The organism is Micromonospora zhanjiangensis (assembly GCF_042650605.1).
GTDB classification, from domain to species: domain Bacteria; phylum Actinomycetota; class Actinomycetes; order Mycobacteriales; family Micromonosporaceae; genus Micromonospora_J; species Micromonospora_J zhanjiangensis.
On record NZ_JBHSBN010000024.1, the window covers coordinates 76,833 to 94,935 of the forward strand.

Annotated in this window: 14 protein-coding genes; 5 read left to right on the top strand and 9 right to left on the bottom strand. The window is 71.2% G+C overall.

Annotated features, from left to right (window positions below; translation table 11 throughout):
• Window positions 1–6: 6 nt before the first annotated feature.
• Window positions 7–2,301 carry a hypothetical protein gene (locus tag ACFOX0_RS26470; protein WP_377550834.1) on the top strand — a complete coding sequence of 765 codons (2,295 nt, stop codon included), beginning with the start codon at window positions 7–9 and terminating at the stop codon, window positions 2,299–2,301.
• 39 nt (window positions 2,302–2,340) lie between these two features.
• Here ACFOX0_RS26470 and ACFOX0_RS26475 read toward each other — a convergent pair whose 3' ends face one another.
• Window positions 2,341–3,045: a GNAT family N-acetyltransferase gene (locus tag ACFOX0_RS26475; protein WP_377550870.1), complete on the bottom strand. Its 705-nt coding sequence runs from the start codon at window positions 3,043–3,045 to the stop codon at window positions 2,341–2,343.
• Between the two features lie 143 nt (window positions 3,046–3,188).
• Here ACFOX0_RS26475 and ACFOX0_RS26480 point away from each other — a divergent pair, with 143 nt between their 5' ends.
• On the top strand, window positions 3,189–4,094 hold the full coding sequence (locus ACFOX0_RS26480; protein ID WP_377550836.1) for a cyclase family protein: 906 nt from the start codon (window positions 3,189–3,191) through the stop codon (window positions 4,092–4,094).
• A gap of 92 nt (window positions 4,095–4,186) precedes the next feature.
• Here ACFOX0_RS26480 and ACFOX0_RS26485 read toward each other — a convergent pair whose 3' ends face one another.
• Window positions 4,187–6,307, bottom strand: coding sequence for a cellulose binding domain-containing protein (locus tag ACFOX0_RS26485; protein ID WP_377550838.1), 2,121 nt, complete (start codon window positions 6,305–6,307; stop codon window positions 4,187–4,189).
• A gap of 308 nt (window positions 6,308–6,615) precedes the next feature.
• Here ACFOX0_RS26485 and ACFOX0_RS26490 point away from each other — a divergent pair, with 308 nt between their 5' ends.
• Entirely contained in the window at window positions 6,616–7,635 is a 1,020-nt protein-coding gene (locus ACFOX0_RS26490; protein WP_377550840.1) for a pectinesterase family protein, read from the top strand.
• Between the two features lie 79 nt (window positions 7,636–7,714).
• Here the strand turns inward: ACFOX0_RS26490 and ACFOX0_RS26495 are convergent, their stop codons facing one another.
• From ACFOX0_RS26495 to ACFOX0_RS26525, 7 genes are all read right to left on the bottom strand, one after another.
• Window positions 7,715–9,955, bottom strand: coding sequence for an alpha-glucuronidase (locus ACFOX0_RS26495; protein ID WP_377550872.1), 2,241 nt, complete (start codon window positions 9,953–9,955; stop codon window positions 7,715–7,717).
• Between the two features lie 104 nt (window positions 9,956–10,059).
• Window positions 10,060–10,191, bottom strand: coding sequence for a hypothetical protein (locus tag ACFOX0_RS26500; protein ID WP_377550842.1), 132 nt, complete (start codon window positions 10,189–10,191; stop codon window positions 10,060–10,062).
• Window positions 10,188–10,877: a hypothetical protein gene (locus ACFOX0_RS26505; protein ID WP_377550844.1), complete on the bottom strand. Its 690-nt coding sequence runs from the start codon at window positions 10,875–10,877 to the stop codon at window positions 10,188–10,190. Before ACFOX0_RS26505 ends, ACFOX0_RS26500 begins: the two co-directional genes overlap by 4 nt.
• A complete protein-coding gene (locus ACFOX0_RS26510; RefSeq protein WP_377550846.1) occupies window positions 10,874–12,424 on the bottom strand; it encodes a GH39 family glycosyl hydrolase in 1,551 nt (516 codons plus the stop codon). Before ACFOX0_RS26510 ends, ACFOX0_RS26505 begins: the two co-directional genes overlap by 4 nt.
• A 2-nt stretch (window positions 12,425–12,426) precedes the next feature.
• The gene (locus tag ACFOX0_RS26515) at window positions 12,427–14,067 is read right to left on the bottom strand and encodes an ABC transporter substrate-binding protein (RefSeq protein ID WP_377550848.1); all 1,641 of its coding nucleotides are present in this window, start codon (window positions 14,065–14,067) and stop codon (window positions 12,427–12,429) included.
• Window positions 14,068–14,120: 53 nt separating this feature from the next.
• The gene (locus ACFOX0_RS26520; RefSeq protein WP_377550850.1) at window positions 14,121–15,074 is read right to left on the bottom strand and encodes a carbohydrate ABC transporter permease; all 954 of its coding nucleotides are present in this window, start codon (window positions 15,072–15,074) and stop codon (window positions 14,121–14,123) included.
• Window positions 15,071–16,036 (bottom strand): ABC transporter permease, encoded by a 966-nt coding sequence (locus tag ACFOX0_RS26525; RefSeq protein WP_377550852.1) that lies wholly within the window; start codon window positions 16,034–16,036, stop codon window positions 15,071–15,073. Before ACFOX0_RS26525 ends, ACFOX0_RS26520 begins: the two co-directional genes overlap by 4 nt.
• A gap of 292 nt (window positions 16,037–16,328) precedes the next feature.
• Between ACFOX0_RS26525 and ACFOX0_RS26530 the strand changes: the two genes are divergently transcribed.
• Window positions 16,329–17,318 (top strand): acetylxylan esterase, encoded by a 990-nt coding sequence (locus ACFOX0_RS26530; protein ID WP_377550854.1) that lies wholly within the window; start codon window positions 16,329–16,331, stop codon window positions 17,316–17,318.
• Window positions 17,319–17,739: 421 nt separating this feature from the next.
• Window positions 17,740–18,103 (top strand): alpha-L-fucosidase (locus ACFOX0_RS26535; protein ID WP_377550856.1); only part of this gene is annotated, 364 nt, incomplete at its 3' end.

Below are 18,103 nucleotides of genomic sequence, written 5' to 3' on the forward strand. Positions count from 1 at the left end.
TCTCGGGTGGACATGCTGATTCCCGACGCACGGCGCCCGGCCGTTCCCGGAGCCGCCGGTTGCGGCCTGCCCGACCTCGCCGACGCGGATCACCTGCGCCGCTGGCTCACCTCGGCCGGCGTCGACGTGGCCGCCGTACCCGATCTGCCGAACTGGAACGGCGGCCCGACACCCGACCCGGGACCGCGGCACCGTCGGCTACCGGCGGACTTCGACGCCCGGGTCGACGTGGTGCTGGACCGCGCCTTCCGGCAGGCGGCGCCGGTACCGTTCGGCGCCGCGGTGCTGTGCTGCTACGTCCGCCAGCTGTGCGTCAACGCGTGGAAGTGCAGCTACCACTTCGACCGGATGTGGGCGACCCTGGCGGGCGCGCGACGGTCCTGGTCGACGCATCGCCCCGGGGTCCAGGACCCCGCCGACCTGGCCGCGGCCGACGCCGCCGTCCTGCTGCTCGACGTCCTCGCCGCGGAGATAGCCGTCGAGAACGAGATGCTCGGCAACAACCTGGAACGGCTCGCGGACGTGGCCCGGCGGGCGGCCGCGGGCGCGGCGGCCGCGATCGACGCCGCGGCGGCCGTTCCCCGGGTCGGCGCCGCGATCGCCGCGTTCGTCGCCGCCGAGGGCGCCGCGTCCCAGCGGTACGACCGCACCCTGGCCCGCGCCGGTACGGCGTTGTCGGCCTTCTTCGCCGGTCGGGCGGACGGCCCGAACCTGCTGGCGGACGCCCTCCCGGACCTGCGGGCGGCCGAGCGCGGCGACGGATGCGACCGGAACCAACGCAGCGAGTTGCGCGCCTACCGCAGGACGGTGCAACGGCTCGTCGACGAGCGCGACGGGTCCTGGCTGCACGTGGACGACGGCACCGTGGGGCACATGTACCCGTTCGCGGTGCGTGAGCTGCCCCCGGACCGGGTGCTGGACGCCGTGCGGCGTACCGGGTCGGGGTGGGAACTGGCCGGGGTCCGGCCGCTCGCCGTGCGCGAGAGCATGGACCTGGACGACGTCTGGAACGGTTCCGACGCGCTCGGCCGGCGCTACGACGGCGCGGTCGTCGCGTTGCCCGAGGTCACGGTGCAGGATCTGGACGGCCGGCCGCTCGCCGCGATGACCGCGGAGGTGCGCTTCTCCCAACTCGGGAACCATTCCCTCCACCTGACCATGGACCTGCACGACCACACGGTGCACGACCTCTACACCGCCGTCCTGCTCTCCGCGCCCGAACACGCCGAGGTCCGGGTGCGCTGCGCCGGCGGGGCGCGGGTGTGGCCGCGGTTGTCCGCGTTCGCGGTGGACATCGTGGAGAGCGTCGGCGAACGGCTCGGACCACCGGCGGCGGTCAGCGTCCGGCCGGGCATGTTCCATGTCATGATCACCGTTCTGCAGGCGTCGGCCGGCCGGAGCCCTCGGACACCCCGGGCCGACCGGCAGCCGATCGAGTCGATCGCGCGGCTGCGCGAGGTCACCGGTGGCCAGGTGCCGCTGCTGCCGGTGCCGCATCTCGTCGGCGCACCGGCCGAGTGGCTGCACTACCGGGCCAGTGACGAGGTGGTGCTCGACGTGGGCGGTCGGACCGACGAGATCGTGGCCCGCACCTGTAACACCACCTTCATCGCCGCGCTCGGCTCGCCGGCGTACGCGATCACCAACCGGCTGCAGGCCGGTGAGTTCGTCGCGTCCCTGGACGGGCTGTTCGCCGGCTGGTTCGACCAGCTGGCGATCTTTCTGGCCGCGGTGACCCGGCAGACCGACGAGTCGCCGGACGGACAGGACATCGACCAACTCGCGCACCAGGCCGAACAGTTGGAGCGGCAGCGGGTGGGGCTGCACACGTTCGCCGCCGACGCCCGGGCCACGCTGGACCTGATCCGGTCACCGGCCCTGGTGGCGTCCCCGCTCGTCGCGCGGGCCCTGTCCGCGACGCTCGCCGCCTCCGGCTTCGGCCAGCGGGAGGCGGAACTGACCCGCAACATCGACGCGGTGCTGGACGACCGGCTCGAACAGCGGCTGGAACTGCTCGTGCGGCGGCGCCGCGAGCGTGAGGCGCAGGCCGAACAGGTACGCGAGCGGCGGCAGCGGGTCTGGCTCGACACCATGCTGGCCGTCATCGCCGCCGTCGGGATCTCCGGCCTGGGCCAGATCCTCCAGGCCGGATACGACCTGCGCGCCACCGCCGCGCTGACCACCGTCCTGGTGATAGTCGTGATCATGCTGGTGGTCGGGGTGCTGGTCTGGTACGTCAGCAAGTCCCGCCAGCAGGGTCACCGGCCACGCCGCGTCCTCCGCCGCCGCCCACCGGATTGATCCGCCCACCCGCCGCCGGGCCGGGCCGGTGCCACCCGGTCAGGCCGGCGTGCGGGCGGACAGCGGCAACCGGGCCGGGTCGTCCAACGGCAGCAACGGTAGTCGGTCCGTGCTCTCCAACCGTCGTCGCAGCGCGAGCAGGTCCAGATCCGTGCCGATCCGCCCCTCACCCTGCTCGACGTTCGCCAGGACGAACCGCCGCAGCGGTGGCGACGCGACCGAGTCGGCCGGACCGTCCCGGCTCGCCAGGAGGGCGAGGATCAGCCCGTACACCCGGTTGCCGCGGGCATCGAGGGCGGGCTGGAAATAGGGCAGGTCGACGGCGCGGGCGCCGTGCCGGGCGTAGAAGCGCAGGCGGGCGGCCGGATCACCGTGTTCCGGGCTGCCCGGGTGCGCCGCCGGGTGCTCGATCTCGGCGAGCAGCACCGCGGCCGCCTCGCGGCGGAACAGGTCGTCGCGCGCCCACTCCAGCAGCCTGCTGCCGAGGCCGCCGCCACGCGTACCCGGACGGGTCGCGAGGAACAACAGCAGCAGCGCCCCGGCCGTGGGGAAACGCTCGACGACGGCCGCCGCCGCCGGGCGGGTACCGTCCACGGCGACCGCGAGGACGTACCGACCGGTCACCAACCCGGCCCGCAGGACCGGCTCGGCGACCAACTCGTCGGGTGGGAACGACGGTGCGAGGACGTCCGCGTAGGCGGTGCCCGCGAGCGGGCTCGGACAGTCGACCTCGACCACGCGCATCGTCGTCACCTCGGGCTCCGGCAAGTCGTGCCACCGACCCTACCGGCCGGCGACCGCTGGCCGCGGTAACACCACGGACGGCCCGGCGCCCGGCGGCCGGCCGGAGTTTGTCGTCGGGTTTGGTCGTGCCGGAGTATGGCCGCATGACCGAGTACCGTGCGGTGTTCGACGCCGAGGTGTCCTTTCTCAATGACGGTGGCCTGCAGGTCCAGGGATTCCGGCTGGACCTGCCCGGGCCCGGGGTGACCGACGACGAGCTGGCCGACCTGCTCGTCAGCCACCTCGGCCTGTTGATGGTCGAGCGGGTGAGGTTCACCAGGCGGGAGGTGGTGGCCGAACCGCACAAGGGCTCGCGTGGCGTGTCGGCGGTGGATCGCCGGCCGGCGGCCGGCCGCCTGGTGGAACTCAACCACGTCGTCACCGCCGGCATGACGACGTACCCGGGCCTGCCCGGGCCGGAGATCACCCCGCACCTGACCCGGGAGCAGTCCCGGGCGCACTACGCGCCGGGCGTCGAGTTCGCGATCGACCGGATCAGCATGGTCGGCAACACCGGCACCTACCTGGACAGCCCGTACCACCGGTACGCCGACGGGGTGGATCTCGCGGGGCTGCCGTTGGCGGCGGTGGCGGACCTGCCCGCCGTGGTGGTCCGGCTCGCCGACAGCGGCCGGCGCGACATCGGACCGTCGGCGCTGGCGGCGCTCGACGTCGCCGGTGCGGCGGTGCTGCTGCACACCGGCTGGGACCGGCACTGGGGCACCGAGGCGTACGGCGACCCGGCACCGTTCCTCACCGAGGCGGGTGCCAGGATGCTGGTCGACGCCGGCGCGGTCCTGGTGGGCATCGACAGCGTCAACATCGACGACGCGCACGCCGGCGGCGTCCGGCCGGCGCACTCGATCCTGCTGGCCGCCGGCGTCCCGGTGCTGGAACATCTCACCGGGCTGGCCGACCTGCCGGTCACCGGTGCCCGGCTGCACGCCGCGCCGCCCCGGGTGCGCGACTTCGGCACGTTCCCGGTCCGGGCGTACGCGATCGTGCCGTGACCCGGTGCCAGGTACCGCTGGGCGGTGGCGCGGGCCAGGTACGGCGCCGACCGCCGGGCCACCGCACGCGCGGCGGCCCGGCGGTCGGGCGTTCACAGGGTGGTGCAGACGACGCCGTTCAGGGTGAACACGCCGGGCAGCACGTTCGGCCCGCTGTACGCCCCGACGAAGCCGATGTTGGTGCTGCCCCCGCCGGCGGGGACGGGTGGGCTGCCGTCGGTGTTGGTGATCTTCACCGTGCGGCCGGTCTGCGTCCAGGTGGCGTTCCAGCCGCTGCTCACCTGCTGCCAGGACGTCGGCCAGGTCCAGGTCAGCGTCCAGCCGTTGATCGGCGCGGTTCCGTTGTTGACGATGTCGACGCCGCCGACGTAGCCGTTGCCCCAGTCGTTGACGTCGGTGAAGCGCACCGCGCAGCTGCTCTCGGCCGGGCTGCCGGTGGTGAAGGTGACCGGCGGCGACGGCCGGGAGGCCCGGCCGGCGTTGTCCCGGGCCACCAGGTTGATCGTGTACCGGGTGCCCGGGGTGAGGTTGTGGACGGTGAACGAGCCACCGGTGGTCTCGCCGAGCTGCTCGCTGGTCGTGCCGTTCTGCCGGTACACCTCGATCTTCGCCGGCAGGCCACCGACGGGCGGCGGCACGGGCCAGTAGATGGTCGCGGTCCGGTCGGTGACGTTCGTGGCGATCGGTTGGCCGGGCGCCGCGGGCGCCCCGGTCGTCGGTGCCGCCGGGTGCAGCACCAGCGTCGTCAGCGAGTACGCCGGCAGGGTCCGGCTGGTCGCGCTGCCCGACTGGTCCTGAGCGATCGACGTCGCCCCGTTGGTGTACGTGTAGACCGTCGGCGCGGTCGCGGCCGGTGCGTACCCGGCGTAGTCGATGGTGACCGGGTGCGCGTTGTCCGGGTCCCGGTTCAGCAGCAGCACCGCGAGGTCCCCGTTGTCCCGGCGTACCGCGTGCGCCGCGACCAGCGGGTTGTCGGTGCCGGCGCGGACGAACTGGTCACCGGCCCGGGCGAACAGGTTCATCATGGACAGCCCGTGGTACGGCGCGAAGGGGGTGTTCAGCGGTGGCTCGCAGACCGACCCGTCGGCGGTGCAGGTGCCGCTGGAGAGCATCCCGAAGTCGCCGTAGTCGGTCTGCCCGGCCACCGTCGTGACGTCGCCGATGCCGTTGTGCGCGTTCCACCACTGCACCGTGAACACGCCGTTTTCCAGCAGCCCGCTGTACGCGTCGGCCAGGAACAACGCGCCGGGCTGGGTGTCCTGGCCCTGCCCGACGTTCAGCTCGGTGAAGCTGATGCCGATCCGGCTGGCGTTCGACCCGGCGTACCTGGTGAGTGCCTGACGCAGCAGGTAGACCGCGTCGGTGAGGTGCGCGGTGCGGGACAGCGACTCGGCGGCGTTGCCACCCGGGTACCAGTGCACGTCCACGAAGTCGATCTTCGGCCCGGCGATGCCGAGCACGGTGCGGTTCCACGGTCCCGGGTCGGCGTCGGCCTTGATCCCGTCCGGCCAGTTGCCCGGCATGGTCAGCACCGCGCCGACCTTGATCGTCGGGTCGACCGCCTTCATCGCGTCGGCGTACTCGACGACCAGGTTGGCGTACTGGGTGGCGCTCTTGTCGGGGTGGTCGTCGGCCTCCCAGTCGGAGCCGTAGATGCCGTTGCCGTAGTTCTCGTTGCCGACCGTCCAGTACGTCGCGCCGTACTTCTTGGTCACGTTGGCGTACCGGACCCAGTCGGCGGCCTCGGCCGGCGTGCCGGTCCCGTAGTTCGCGATGATCATCGGCTGGGCGCCGACCCGCTTGGTCGCGGCCATGAAGGTGTCGAAGTCGGTGTTCGGGGCGACGTACCCGCCGGGCGCGGTGTGCGTCTTCCAATGGTAGATGTCGGCGTAGGACCCGCCCGGGTAGCGCAGCATCTTTACGCCGGCCGCGCGCAGCAGGTCCGACGTCTCGGTGGTGCCCAGGTTGGTGTCCCAGATGGCGTGGTTGACCCCCAGCGCGGTGCCGGGCACGGTGGCCAGGCCCGCCCGCGCGTTGACGGTCACGGCCACCGGGTCGTCCACCGCGCTGGCGCTGGTGGGATGCGTTCCGGCCAGGCCGGCGGTGGCGAGCAGCAGGCTCGCGGTGAGGGCCGTCCAGCGGCCGCGACGGGCCCGGAACGGGCGCGGTCTCGGGGCAGCGCCGTCGGATCGGGACGTGCTCGGATTGCTCATGGTGGGTTTCCCTTGTTGGCGACGATCGGAGCGATTGCGCCCAGCCCGAACGGTCAGGTCGCTGCTGGGTTCGTTCGTCGCCGTCCCCCGGGAAGACCCCGGTTGCCCAGTTGGACGGCGGTGAGCATCGCGTGTGGCGTCCCGTCGACGCATCAGAATCGCACAGTGATCCGGCCCTGCTCAAGAGGAAAGGGCTTTCCTGGTGCGGCCAGCTGTGCCTAAATAGATGGAAACAAATTTATCTGTGTGCCCCCGACGGTCGGGTCGTGACCCGCCGCCGACGTGGTCAGGACCCGAGGAGAGTCGAAGTGGAATATCTGCCAGGTCGGCGACCTGCCCTGTCGGCCGCCGCCCTCACCACCGCCGCGACCGTGCTGACGGGCCTGGCCCTGACCGGCCCCGCGGGAGCCGTCGCGCCGGTGGCCACCCCGTCGGTGAGCGCCACGCTGACGGTGGCGGCCGACGGCACCGGCACGTACCGCACGGTGCAGGCCGCCGTCGACGCGGTGCCGGCCAACAACACCCAGCCGGTCACCATCACGGTGAAGCAGGGCACCTACCGCGGCCTGGTCACCGTACCGGCGAACAAGCCGAACATCACGATCAAGGGTCTCGGCTCGGCACCGTCGGCCACGGTGATCGTCTACAACAACTCCGCGGGCACCGCCGGCGGCACCTTCAACAGCGCGACCTTCTTCGCGTACGGGAACAACTTCACCGCCGAGAACCTGACCATCTCCAACGACTACCAGGAGAACGGAACCACCGTCGACCAGCAGGCCGTCGCCCTGCACCTCAACGCCGACCGCGCCGTGCTGCGGAACGTCCGTCTGCTCGGTGACCAGGACACCTTCCTGGTCAACGACAAGACCCGCGCCTACGTGGTCGGCTCCTACATCGAGGGCACCGTCGACTTCATCTTCGGCGGCGGCACCGTCGTGTTCAACAACTGCTCCATCTACGAGAAGCGCTCCACCGGAGCCCCCATCACCGCCGCCCGGACACCCGCCTCGAAGACGTACGGGATGCTGATCTACAAGTCGACGATCACCGGGGCGACCAACAACACCACCCAGCTGGGTCGACCGTGGGGGCAGGACGCCCAGGTGCTCTACCGGGAGTCGTCGCTCAGCGCCACCATAAAGACCGCCCAGCCGTGGACCGACATGAGCGGTGCGACCTGGCAGAACGCCCGGTTCCGGGAGTACCGCAACACCGGTGCCGGCGCCACGGTCAACGGCAACCGCCCGCAGTTGACCGACGCGCAGGCCGCCAACTACACCCCGCAGAAGTACCTGGCCGGCACCGACGGCTGGAACCCGATCTGACCGGTCGGCGCGGTCCGGTCGACCCGCCGACCCCGGCGGCGCGGCGGGCGGGCCGCGCCGCCGACCGCCGCCGGGCGGCTCAGTAGATCCGCCGCCCCTGGGCGTCCGGCACCCCCGACTTGCGGAAGAAGTACGTGTTCACCTGGTCCCGCCACTCCACGGCGCTGCGCAGTTGCTCGTCGAGCCGCTCGCGCACCCGCTCGTACCACGCCGGGTCGATCCGCCCGGCGAGTTCCCGCCATTGTGCGCGCATCCGCCGCACCTGCTCGACCCCGGCGAAATGGGTGTCGTAGATGTGCTGCACGACGGTGGACCCGCTGTGCAGCACGTGCCCGTACGGGACGTGGTGGAAGAAGAGCAGCAGCTCGTCGGGACAGCGTTCGAGCGACTCGTACGCGTCCGACCAGGGCTGCGGGTACTGACCGGTGAACCCGGTCCCGGTCGCCGGGGTCCGGTCCACGCCCACCCCGTCCCGGTCGGCGAAGTGGTAGGTGCCCCACGGGGTGTACTCGTACCCGTCCACGTCGGGGCCGTAGTGGTGCCCGGGACGCACCATGAAGCCGACGCCCAGGGGCGCCGTGTACCGCTCGTAGGTGCGCCAGGAGTCGTCCAGCACGGCGTGCACCGTCCGTCGGACGAGCTCCGGGTCGTCCACGGTCGACGGTGGGAAGGTCAGGTCGATCCACTCGTCGAGCAGTGCGTCGGCCGTCAGTCGCGGGTCCCAGGCGAGCCGGCCGACGGCGTACAGGTTGGCCTGCGCCAGTGGATGTCCGGTCCAGAACGGGTCGTCACCCACGTTGGCGACCGCGACCAGGCCGCCACCGTGCCCGGCCCGGTGGCCGGCGGAACCGCCGGGACCGCCACCCGGACGGTTCCCCGGTCCCGCGACGCCGCCACCCGGGCCGGCCCCACCGGCGGGCCCGAGCAGGCCGCCGTCGGGAGCGAACGCCGGGCCGAGGAAACCGCCCTCCGGCCGGACCAGCCGGCCACCCGGTACGGTGCGCCGCTCCTCGGTCCGACGGCTCGCCGGCTTGCCGGCCACCACGTCGGCGACGGTCCGGTCGTCCGGACCCCACGGCTCGAACCGCAGCACCTCGCTCCAGCACGGCGCGAGGTAGCAGGCGTGTCGCTGCTGACCGGTGTACTCCTGGGTCGCCTGGATCTCCACCGCCAGCCGGGTGGCCGGCATGGCCGCGATCAGCGGCGAGACCGGCTCGCGGACCTGGAAGTCGACCGGCCCGAACTTGACCTGCAGGATCACGTTGGTACGGAACCGCCCGTCCAGCGGGACGAAGTGGTCGTACGCGGCCCGGGCCCGGTCGGTCGACCGGTCCCGCCAGTCCTGGTGATGGTTGTAGACGAACGTGCGCCAGCGCACCACGCCGCCGTGCGGGGCGAGTGCCTCGGCGAGCAGGTTCGCCCCGTCGGCGTGGTCCCGGCCGTAGGTGAACGGGCCGGGTTGCCCCTCGGAGTCGGCCTTCACCAGGAAACCGCCGAAGTCGGGGATGCGCCGGTACACCCGGTGGGTGGCGTCGGCCCACCACGCGCGGACCCGCTCGTCCAACGGATCGGCCGTGGGCAGCCCGCCGAGCACCACCGGCGCGGCGAAGCTGACCGCCAGGTGCACCCGGATGCCGTACGGGCGCAGCACCTCGGCGATCGCCACCACGTCGTCGAGCCGGTCGGTCAGCAGCCGGGCCGCCTCGCCGTGCACGTTGACGTTGTTCACCGTGACCGCGTTGATCCCGACCGCGGCCAGCAATCGCCGGTACTCCCGCACCCGGGTCAGGTCCCGCGCCGCGCCGTCCCGCCAGAAGATCGAGCCGCCCGCGTAGCCCCGTTCCACCTGCCCCGACACCGGGTGCACCTCGACGTTGTCCCAGTGGTCGAGGGCCCGCAGGTGCAGCGCCGGCCGGTGCCGCTCGGGCGCCCGGTCGTCGTCGAAGGCCGCCGCCCCGAGCCGGACGGTGTGGAACAGCCCGTACAGCAGGCCCGCCGGGGTGTCGGCCAGCACCACGGTCACCCCGTCCGTGCGGGTCAGCAGGAACTCCTCGTCGGCGAGCCGCCCGTGCGCCGCGCCGTCCGCCGCGGGCGTCACCCCGAGTCGGGTCGCCTCCGCCGTCGCGTTCGCCAGCGGGCCGGCGTCGCGCAACGCGAGCACCAGGTCGACCTCGACGTCCCAGGTGGGGGAGCGCCACACCCGTCCGCCGTGTTCGAGGCAGGCCCGTACCACCTCGTCCAGGACCGTGTCGACCAGCAGACCGTCACCGTGCACGAGCACCCGGCGCGAGCCGAGGGGCCGGAACGCCGCCGGCGGCAGCCAGGCGGGGTGTGCGGTCCGCTCGGTGACCGGTACCGGCTGCCCGCCGTCCGTCGTGGTGCCGGCCTGGCCGGGAAGCCCGGCCGGCTCCGGGAAACCGCCGCTCACCGTTCCTCCCGCAGCACCGCGACCCCGCGTCCGAACAGCCGGTAGTCGTCCTCCCACACCCGCTCGGGCCACTGTTCCGGGTTGTAGTCCCCGCCGAACGGTATCTTCGCCGTGCTGGGCAGGCTCACGGGGTGAACTCCCTCCCGATCGCGTCGATCATCGGGCCGGCGACCCGCAGCAGGGCCAGCACGAACACCGCACCGAACAGGGCGGCCACCGCCTCCGAGGCGACCGCCGTGACCGTGCCGGCGGCGAGCAGCAGCAGGGCGCTGCCCAGCGGCACCTGCGGGGTCCGCAGCAGGAAGTAGAGCGCCAACCGGGCGACGTCCCGGGTCCGGAAGGCGAACAGCGAGGTGATCACCAGCGCGTTGACGCCGCCGAGCGTCACGACCACGGCCAGCACGATCAGCGGCACGGCCCACCAGTCCGGCACACCGGCGACCGCGAGGTGGGTCAGGTTCACCGCCTCGACGGTCAGCAGGAGCAGCACCGGGAGCCAGACCCGCAGCACCGGCACCAGATTCGTCCGGTAGCCGCGCCAGAACACCGCCGCCGGCCGCAGGTCGGTCAGGTCGAGCGGCTGGTGGCGCAGCGTCCACAGGCCGGCGGCGACGGCCGGCCCGACCGGCAGCGCGCAGAGGGCGTACAGCGGGAGGTTGCTGGCGTCCCGGTCGAGCAGCAGTAACGGCACCGCCCCGGGCAGCGTGGTGAGCACGAGCAGTGCCTCCACCACCAGCAGGGTGTAGACGCGGGCGGTGGCCCGCGACAGCGGCCCGCTGCCGAACTGCCGCCAGCTTCCGGCGGTGTCGCTCATCGCTCCGCCGTCCCCTCCACCGGCGAGGTTCCGGCCGGCGGGTCGAGCAGGTTGTCGGCGTCCCACCACGGCGGCGCCCGGTCCACCACCGGGGTCAACTCCACCAGGGTCACCTCGTGCCGGGCCAGGGTGAGGTCGACCTCGACCCGACCGGCGGCCACCGGCAGGGCGCGGTGGTCGTGGGCCGGCTCGGCCGCCTCCCGCAGCGCGTCGAGCTGCCGCGCGTCCGGGGACGCCGGGCAACCCAGCTGCGACCAGGCCGCGAAGACGTTGCCGGCCTCCTCACTCACCGCGGACCGCCGCAGGTAGACCGACGCCGTGTCGGGGGCGGTGACCGGGACGGACAGCGCCACGGTGTGCCGGTCCGGCACCGGTTCCCGCCCCGTGACGTCCACCGGGGCCCAGGCCAGCACGGCGACCCGGCCGGTGGCGTCCCGGGTGACCAGGTGGTCCGGGCCGCGCGCCAGGACCCGGTCGCCGAGCCGGGCCATGAACGCGTACAGGTGGTAGGTCGGTTTTCTGATCTGCCGGTGGGTGAGCAGGCCGAAGCCGCCGTGCAGCAGGGTGGTCGGGATGCCCAGCTCCTCGAACACGTCGCTGAAGGTCCAGTACGCGAACGAGTCGACCAGGTCGCCGCCGGCCGCCAGCACGGGCGCCAGGTAGGCGGCGTGGAAGGCGGTGTCGTGGATCGGGTTGTCCGGCCGGTAGGACGAGTTGAACTCGGTGATGTGCACCGGCAGGTCGGCCAGCGGGGTGCCGGCCAGCGCCGCGCGCGGCTGGGCGAACTGCTCCAGCAGCCGGTCCGCGGGCGCGAGGGTCTGCCGGGTGCCGAACGGAACGTGCCGGGCCGGACCGGAGGTGTACGCGTGCCGGCTGACGAAGTCGACCGGCACCCCGCGGTCGGCGACGAACTCGGCGAACGGCAGCAGCCAGTCCGGGCCACCGGGGGAGACGGCCGGGCCGCCGACCCGCAGCTCGGCGTCCACCTCCTTGACCGCGGTCGCGGTCACCTCGTACAGCCGGTGGTAGCCGGCCCGGTCGGCGCCGGCCCAGAAGATGTCGAGGTCGGGCTCGTTCCATACCTCGATCGGCCAGCCGCGTACCTCGTCGAGGCCGTACCGGTCGACCAGGTGCGTCATCGTGCCGCGGACCAGATCGGCCCACTCGGACCAGGACGCGGGCGGGGTGATGTTGCCCCGCCACCAGAACACGGTCTGCTCGCCGGACGCGAGCCCGGTGGGCATGAAGCCCAGCTCCACGAACGGTCGGATGCCCAGGTCGAGGTAGGCGTCCACCACCTGGTCCAGGTACGTGAACGAGTGCCGTACCCGGCGCGACCCCCGGTGCTCGTAGGGCTGGTGCACCCCGACGCCGTCGCTGAGCACCCCGTGACCACGGATGTGCCGGAACCCGATCTCCCGCTGGACCAGCGCCAGCGAGTCCTGGTAGTCCCGGCGCAGGGCCAGGTCGAACCGGCCGGTGCCGACGCAGAACCGCCACGCGTCGGACAACCGGCCGACCGGCTGATCGGGTACCTGGACGCGCATGGTCAGCCGTGGTCCTTCTTGTAGCGTTCGTACGCCTTGTTCACCAGGTCGACGTAGGCGTCCATGTTCTTGCCCTTCAACTCGGTGAGGTAGGCGTTCCACTCGCTGAGCGGCCGCTGGCCGAGGGCGAACTTCAGCGTCATCTGGTAGACGTAGTCCTTCAGCCCGGCCTCCCACAGCGTCGCCTTCTCGCGCTCCTCGTCGCTGAGCGGGGCGGGCGGCGGCACCACGAACTTCGCGTGTTCACGGCCGTTCATCACCTTCTGGAACTCCAGCTCCTCGGCGGAGAAGAACGACTGGACCAGTTCCAGCCGGCCGCCGTAGGCGAAGACGCCGTTGAAGAAGCCGAAGTCCTTCTGCAGGTGCTTGGTGCCCTTGGGGTTGAGGCCGAGGACGTTGACGTCGGGCGTGAGGGTCCGCTTGCCGGAGCCGTCCTTGGTGTACGTCGTGCCCTCGACGCCCCACTTGGCGAACTCCTGGCCGGTGTCGGAGTACCAGAGCCAGTCGATGAACTGCAGCATCGCCACGAAGTTCTTGCTCTCCCGGGCCTTGCTGGAGATCATGACGCCGTTCTCCAGCCGGCTCGCCGGGTTGACCGGACCGGCCGGCCCGATCGGGAAGTTGATTTTCCCGATCCGGGCGTTCGGCAGGGTCTTGGCCAGGTCCGGCCGGTAGTCGTTGACGATGCTCTGCGCGTTGGTGCTGATCACGAAGGACTTGCCGCTGGCGAGCTTCTGCCGGGCCTGGTCGTCGGTCTGGGTGAAGCTCTCCGGGTCCAGCAGTTTCTCGCTGACCAGCTTGTGGAGGTACTCCAGCACCTGCCGGTACTTCTCCGTCGCACCGGTGTAGGTGAACTTGCCCGCTGATTCGTCCCAGCTGGTGTGCTGGAAGTTCCAACCGGCGCCCTGCAGGCCGTACGAGAGGGAGAGCATGTTCAGCAGGTTGCCGGCCGGGTTGGGCTTGCTGAACCGGTCGGAGAACGGGAACGAGTCCGGGTGGGCCTGCTTCATCGTCTTGAGCATGGTGTAGACGTCGTCCCAGGTGTTCGGGGACGGGATCCTGAGCTGTTCCATGACGTCCGTGCGGACCGCCAGGGTGTAGTCCTGCCAGGGCTTCTCGTGCAGGCCGGGCAGCAGGTAGAACTTCCCGTCCTCCTGCCGCAGCAGGTCCATCTCAGGCTTCAGGTTCCACTTCTCGATCTTGTCCTTGAAGTGCGGCATCAGGTCGAGGTAGTCGCTGACCGGCAGGATCGCGCCGGAGGAGACGTACGCGTTCTCCTGCGGGTGGTACGTCTTCGGAATGATGGCCGGGGCGTCCCCGGCGCCGACCAGGACGCTGCGCTTCTGCTCGTAGTCGCTCAGCGGCACGGCGACCGGTTCCAGTTTCACGTTGGTCCGCTTGGCCAACTCCGACCAGAACAGCCACTCGGGCTTGAGCGGGTAGTTCGGGTGGTTGTTGTAGAGGATCGAGAAGGACAGCGGCGCGGCGGCCTTGAACTGGTCGCCGACGCCGTACTTGTCCATCGCGCCGTCACGGTTCTTCGACACGTCCTTGTCGCCACCGTCGTCACTGCAACCGGTCAGGGTGACGACGGCGGCGGCGCCGGTGGCGAGCAGCACCTGACGCCGGGATAGCTGGACCATGGGCTTTCCTTTCGAGGTGGCGGGGTTGGCTGCGCCCGGACGGTGGGCGGCGGCTATCCCTTGACCGCGCCGAGCATGACGCCCGAGACGAAGTAACGCTGGACGAAGGGATAGATCGCGAGGATGGGCAGGACGGTGAGCACGATCGTCACCGACTGCAGCGTGGCGGCGGACTGCACGATGTCGTTGCCGGCGTTGAGACCTCCGACGGTGGAGGTGGCGTCGGTCGCGCCCACGATGAGGTTGCGCAGGTAGACGGTGACCGGCCAGAGTTCCTGCCGGTCCAGGTAGAGGAAGGCGGTGAACCAGGAGTTCCAGAACGAGACGGCGTAGAACAGCACCATGGTGGCGATCATCGCCTTCGACAGCGGCAGCACGATGCGCAGCAGCGTCCCGTACGTGTTGAGCCCGTCGACGGCGGCGGCCTCCTCCAACTCCACCGGCAGGCTCTCGAAGAAGGCCTTCATCACCAGCAGGTTGAACACGTTGATGGCGTTGGGCAGCGCGACGGCCCAGATGGTGTTCTTCATGCCCAGGCTGGTGACCAGGACGTAGTTGGGAATCAGGCCACCGGTGAAGAACATCGTGAACACGGCGACGCCGATCAGCGCGACCCGGCCCCGCAGGTGCCGCTTGGACAGCACGTACGCGTAACAGGTGGTCAGCACGAGCGAGATGGCCGTGGAGACCACCGTGTAGACGACGGTGTTGCGGTAGTTCGTCCAGAACATCGGATCGGCCATCACCGCCCGGTACGCGGTGAGGTTGAACCCGCGCGGGACGAGGTTGACCTTGCCCGCGATGATGTAGGCGTTCTCGCTGAACGACTGGGCCACGATGTTGACGAACGGGTACAACGTCACCACCACGACGCCGACCAGGACGATCGCGTTGACCACCTGGAAGACCCGGTAGCCCCGGGTGGTCCGCCGGCCGCGCGGGCCGGTGCCCGGCCGGTCCGCGGCGCCGGTGGCCGGCCCGGCCGTGGTCGTCGCGTCCGTGGTCACCACAGGCTCGTCCCCACCGTGCGCCGCGAGATCGCGTTCGCCGACAGGACCAGGGTGAGGCCGATGACGGACTCGAACAGGCCGATCGCCGCGCCGTAGCTGAGATTCCCGGAGACGATGCCGATCCGGTAGAGGTACGTGGATATCACGTCGGCAGTCGGATAGGTCAGCGGGTTGTACAGCAGCAGGATCTTCTCGAAGCCGACGGCCATGAAGGTGCCGATGTTGAGGATGAGCAGCGTCATCATCGTGGGCCGGATGCCCGGCAGCGTCACGTGCCAGGTCTGCCGCCAGCGGTTGGCGCCGTCGACCCGGGCCGCCTGGTAGAGGTCCTCGTCGATGGTGGTGAGCGCGGCGAGGTACAGGATCGTGCCCCAGCCGACCGTCTGCCACACCTCGGACGAGACGTAGATGGCGCGGAACCAGCCGGCCTGCTGGAGGAACTGCACCGGATCCCCGCCCATGGCGCGGACCACCTGGTTGACCGTCCCGTTCACGGACAGCAGCTGCATGACCATGGCGACCACGACCACGATGGACAGGAAGTGCGGCAGGTACGACACGGACTGCACGAACCGCTTGACCGAGCGGGTGCGGACCTCGTTGAGCAGCAGCGCGAGCACGATCGGCAGTGGGAAGCAGAACAGCAGGGTCAGCGCGCCGAGCACGACCGTGTTGGTGAAAACGTCCCAGAAGGTCGGATCGGCCAGGAACAGTCGCAGGTAGCGCAGGCCCACCCAGCTGTCACCGAAGATGCTGCCGCCGGGGCGGTAGCGCCGGAAGGCGATCACGTTCCCGGCCATCGGCAGGTAGCGGAAGATCAGGAAGAACAGCAGCGGCAGCACCGCGAGCGAGTAGAGCTGCCAGTCCCGGCGCAGCGCCTGCCGCCAGGTCCGTCGGCGGCGAGGGACGGGAGTTCGGCGGCCGGCGGGTCCGGCATCGACCGGCGGTGTACTTCGCATCCGAACCCCCTCGCTCCGACACGCATCGCGTCCTGCCGGAACCGGACCGGAGCAGCAGTGAACTGGTTCCGAAACTTTCGGTCAACTTCCGGACCTTTTTCGGAAACCTAGGGTCCCTGCCGATATGTGTCAAGGGTCGGCCCGCACCCGTTCGCATTGGTCCGTTTCATGGGTAAGCGCTTGCCATCGGGCACTCGTCGGCGGCGGCGGGCGCGGGCGCATCGATCCGACTCGCTGGACATGCGTGCTAGGGTCGCCGGAAACTTCCGCCGCGTCGACCCCGCGAGGACCCATGCCGGCCTTCGACCTGTCCATCGAACAGCTCCGCCGGTACGCGCCCGCCGTCGCCGAGCCGGCCGACTTCGACGAGTTCTGGCAGGCGACCCTGGTCGGGGCCGCCGGTCCGGTCCTGATCGACGTGCGGCCGGAGCCGACCGAACTGCGCCTGGTCGACACCTGGGACGTCACCTTCGCCGGCTTCGGCGGTGAACCCGTTCGGGCCTGGTACACCCGCCCGGCGGGTGTGGCCGGCACGCTGCCCGCAGTGGTGGAGTACGCCGGCTACGGCCGTGGCCGGGGCCTGCCCGGCGAGCGGTTGACCTGGCCGGTGGCCGGCTACGCGCACCTGCTGATGGACAACCGTGGACAGTCGGGCGAGTACGCCGTCGGGGACACGCCCGACCCGCACGGCGCACCCGGCGGGCCGGCGGTTGTCACCCGTGGCATCCTCGCCCCGGACGACTACTACTACCGCCGGCTGGTCACCGACGCCGTCCGGGCCGTCGAGGCGGCCCGAGCCCTGCCGGGGGTCGACCCGGCGCGGGTCGTGGCGGCCGGCAACAGTCAGGGCGGTGGCCTGGCCCTGGCGGTGGCCGGCCTGGTCAACGACCTCGCCGCGGTGCTGACCACCGCCCCGTTCCTCTGCCACGTCCAGCGCGCCCTCGACCTCACCGACGCGTCCCCGTACGGCGAGATCGTCCGGTACCTGGCGGTGCACCGGGAGGCGGAGGAGCCGGTCCGGCGCACGTTGTCGTACCTGGACGGGGTGACCTTCGCCCGGCGGGCGACCGCCCCGGCGCAGTTCGGGATCGGCCTGCGCGACACGGTCTGCCCGCCCAGCACCGCCTTCGCCGCCTACAACCAGTACGGCGCCGCGACCGAGGGACCGGCGACGCCCCTGCGGGAGGTGCACGTCTACCCGTTCAACGGCCACGAGGGCGGCGAGGCCGTGCACACCCGGCGCCAACTGCGCTGGCTGCGTACGGTGCTGGATCCCGCCTGACCGCGACGGGTCACCACCGTCCACCGCCGGCTCGACCGGGAATCCGTCCGGCCACCACGTCGACCAGGCCAGTGTCGCCGGGATGGTCCGCGGCCGCGATCTGTTAACGCAAACAGGCAAGGTCATTTCCGGGCCGTCGGCCGGATGCCGCGGCATCGGGTGACCGGTGCCGATGACCGGCGAGATCATCGCCGCAATGGGCGCGCTCCACCGCCCGGAACCACCGTCCCAAACATTGACACCCAACGTTGTTAGCGTTAACTTCAAGCCGAGCCGAACATTTCCACGATGTTTCCGCCGCTCGGCCCGAGCCGCGCGCGACGCCCTCGCCGACCGCGCCCGCAGCACCGCTTCGCGCCCCGCAGTCCCGGTCCGGTCGTCGGGTCGGGGTCTCGTCAGGTCCGTCCGGAAGGTTCCCGTCATGTCACCGCTGCCCCCGCGGCTCAGTCGCCGCCAACTGCTCGTCGCCTCCGGCGCCACCGGCATCGCCACGGCCACCGGTCTGCTCAGCGTGCGCAACGCGCTGGCCACCGTCGGTCCGCAGAGTTACACGTCGTCGTGGTCGTCGGTGGATCAGCATCCGGCGGCGGCGGAGTGGTTTCAGGACGCGAAGTTCGGCATCTACTACCACTGGGGTGTGTTCAGTGTTCCGGCGTTCGCGAACGAGTGGTATCCGCGGAACATGTACAACAACGGGTCGAGCGAGAACAACCATCACAAGAGCGTGTTCGGTGATCCGTCGGTGTGGCCGTATCACAACTTCATCAACGGGGCGCGGGACAAGG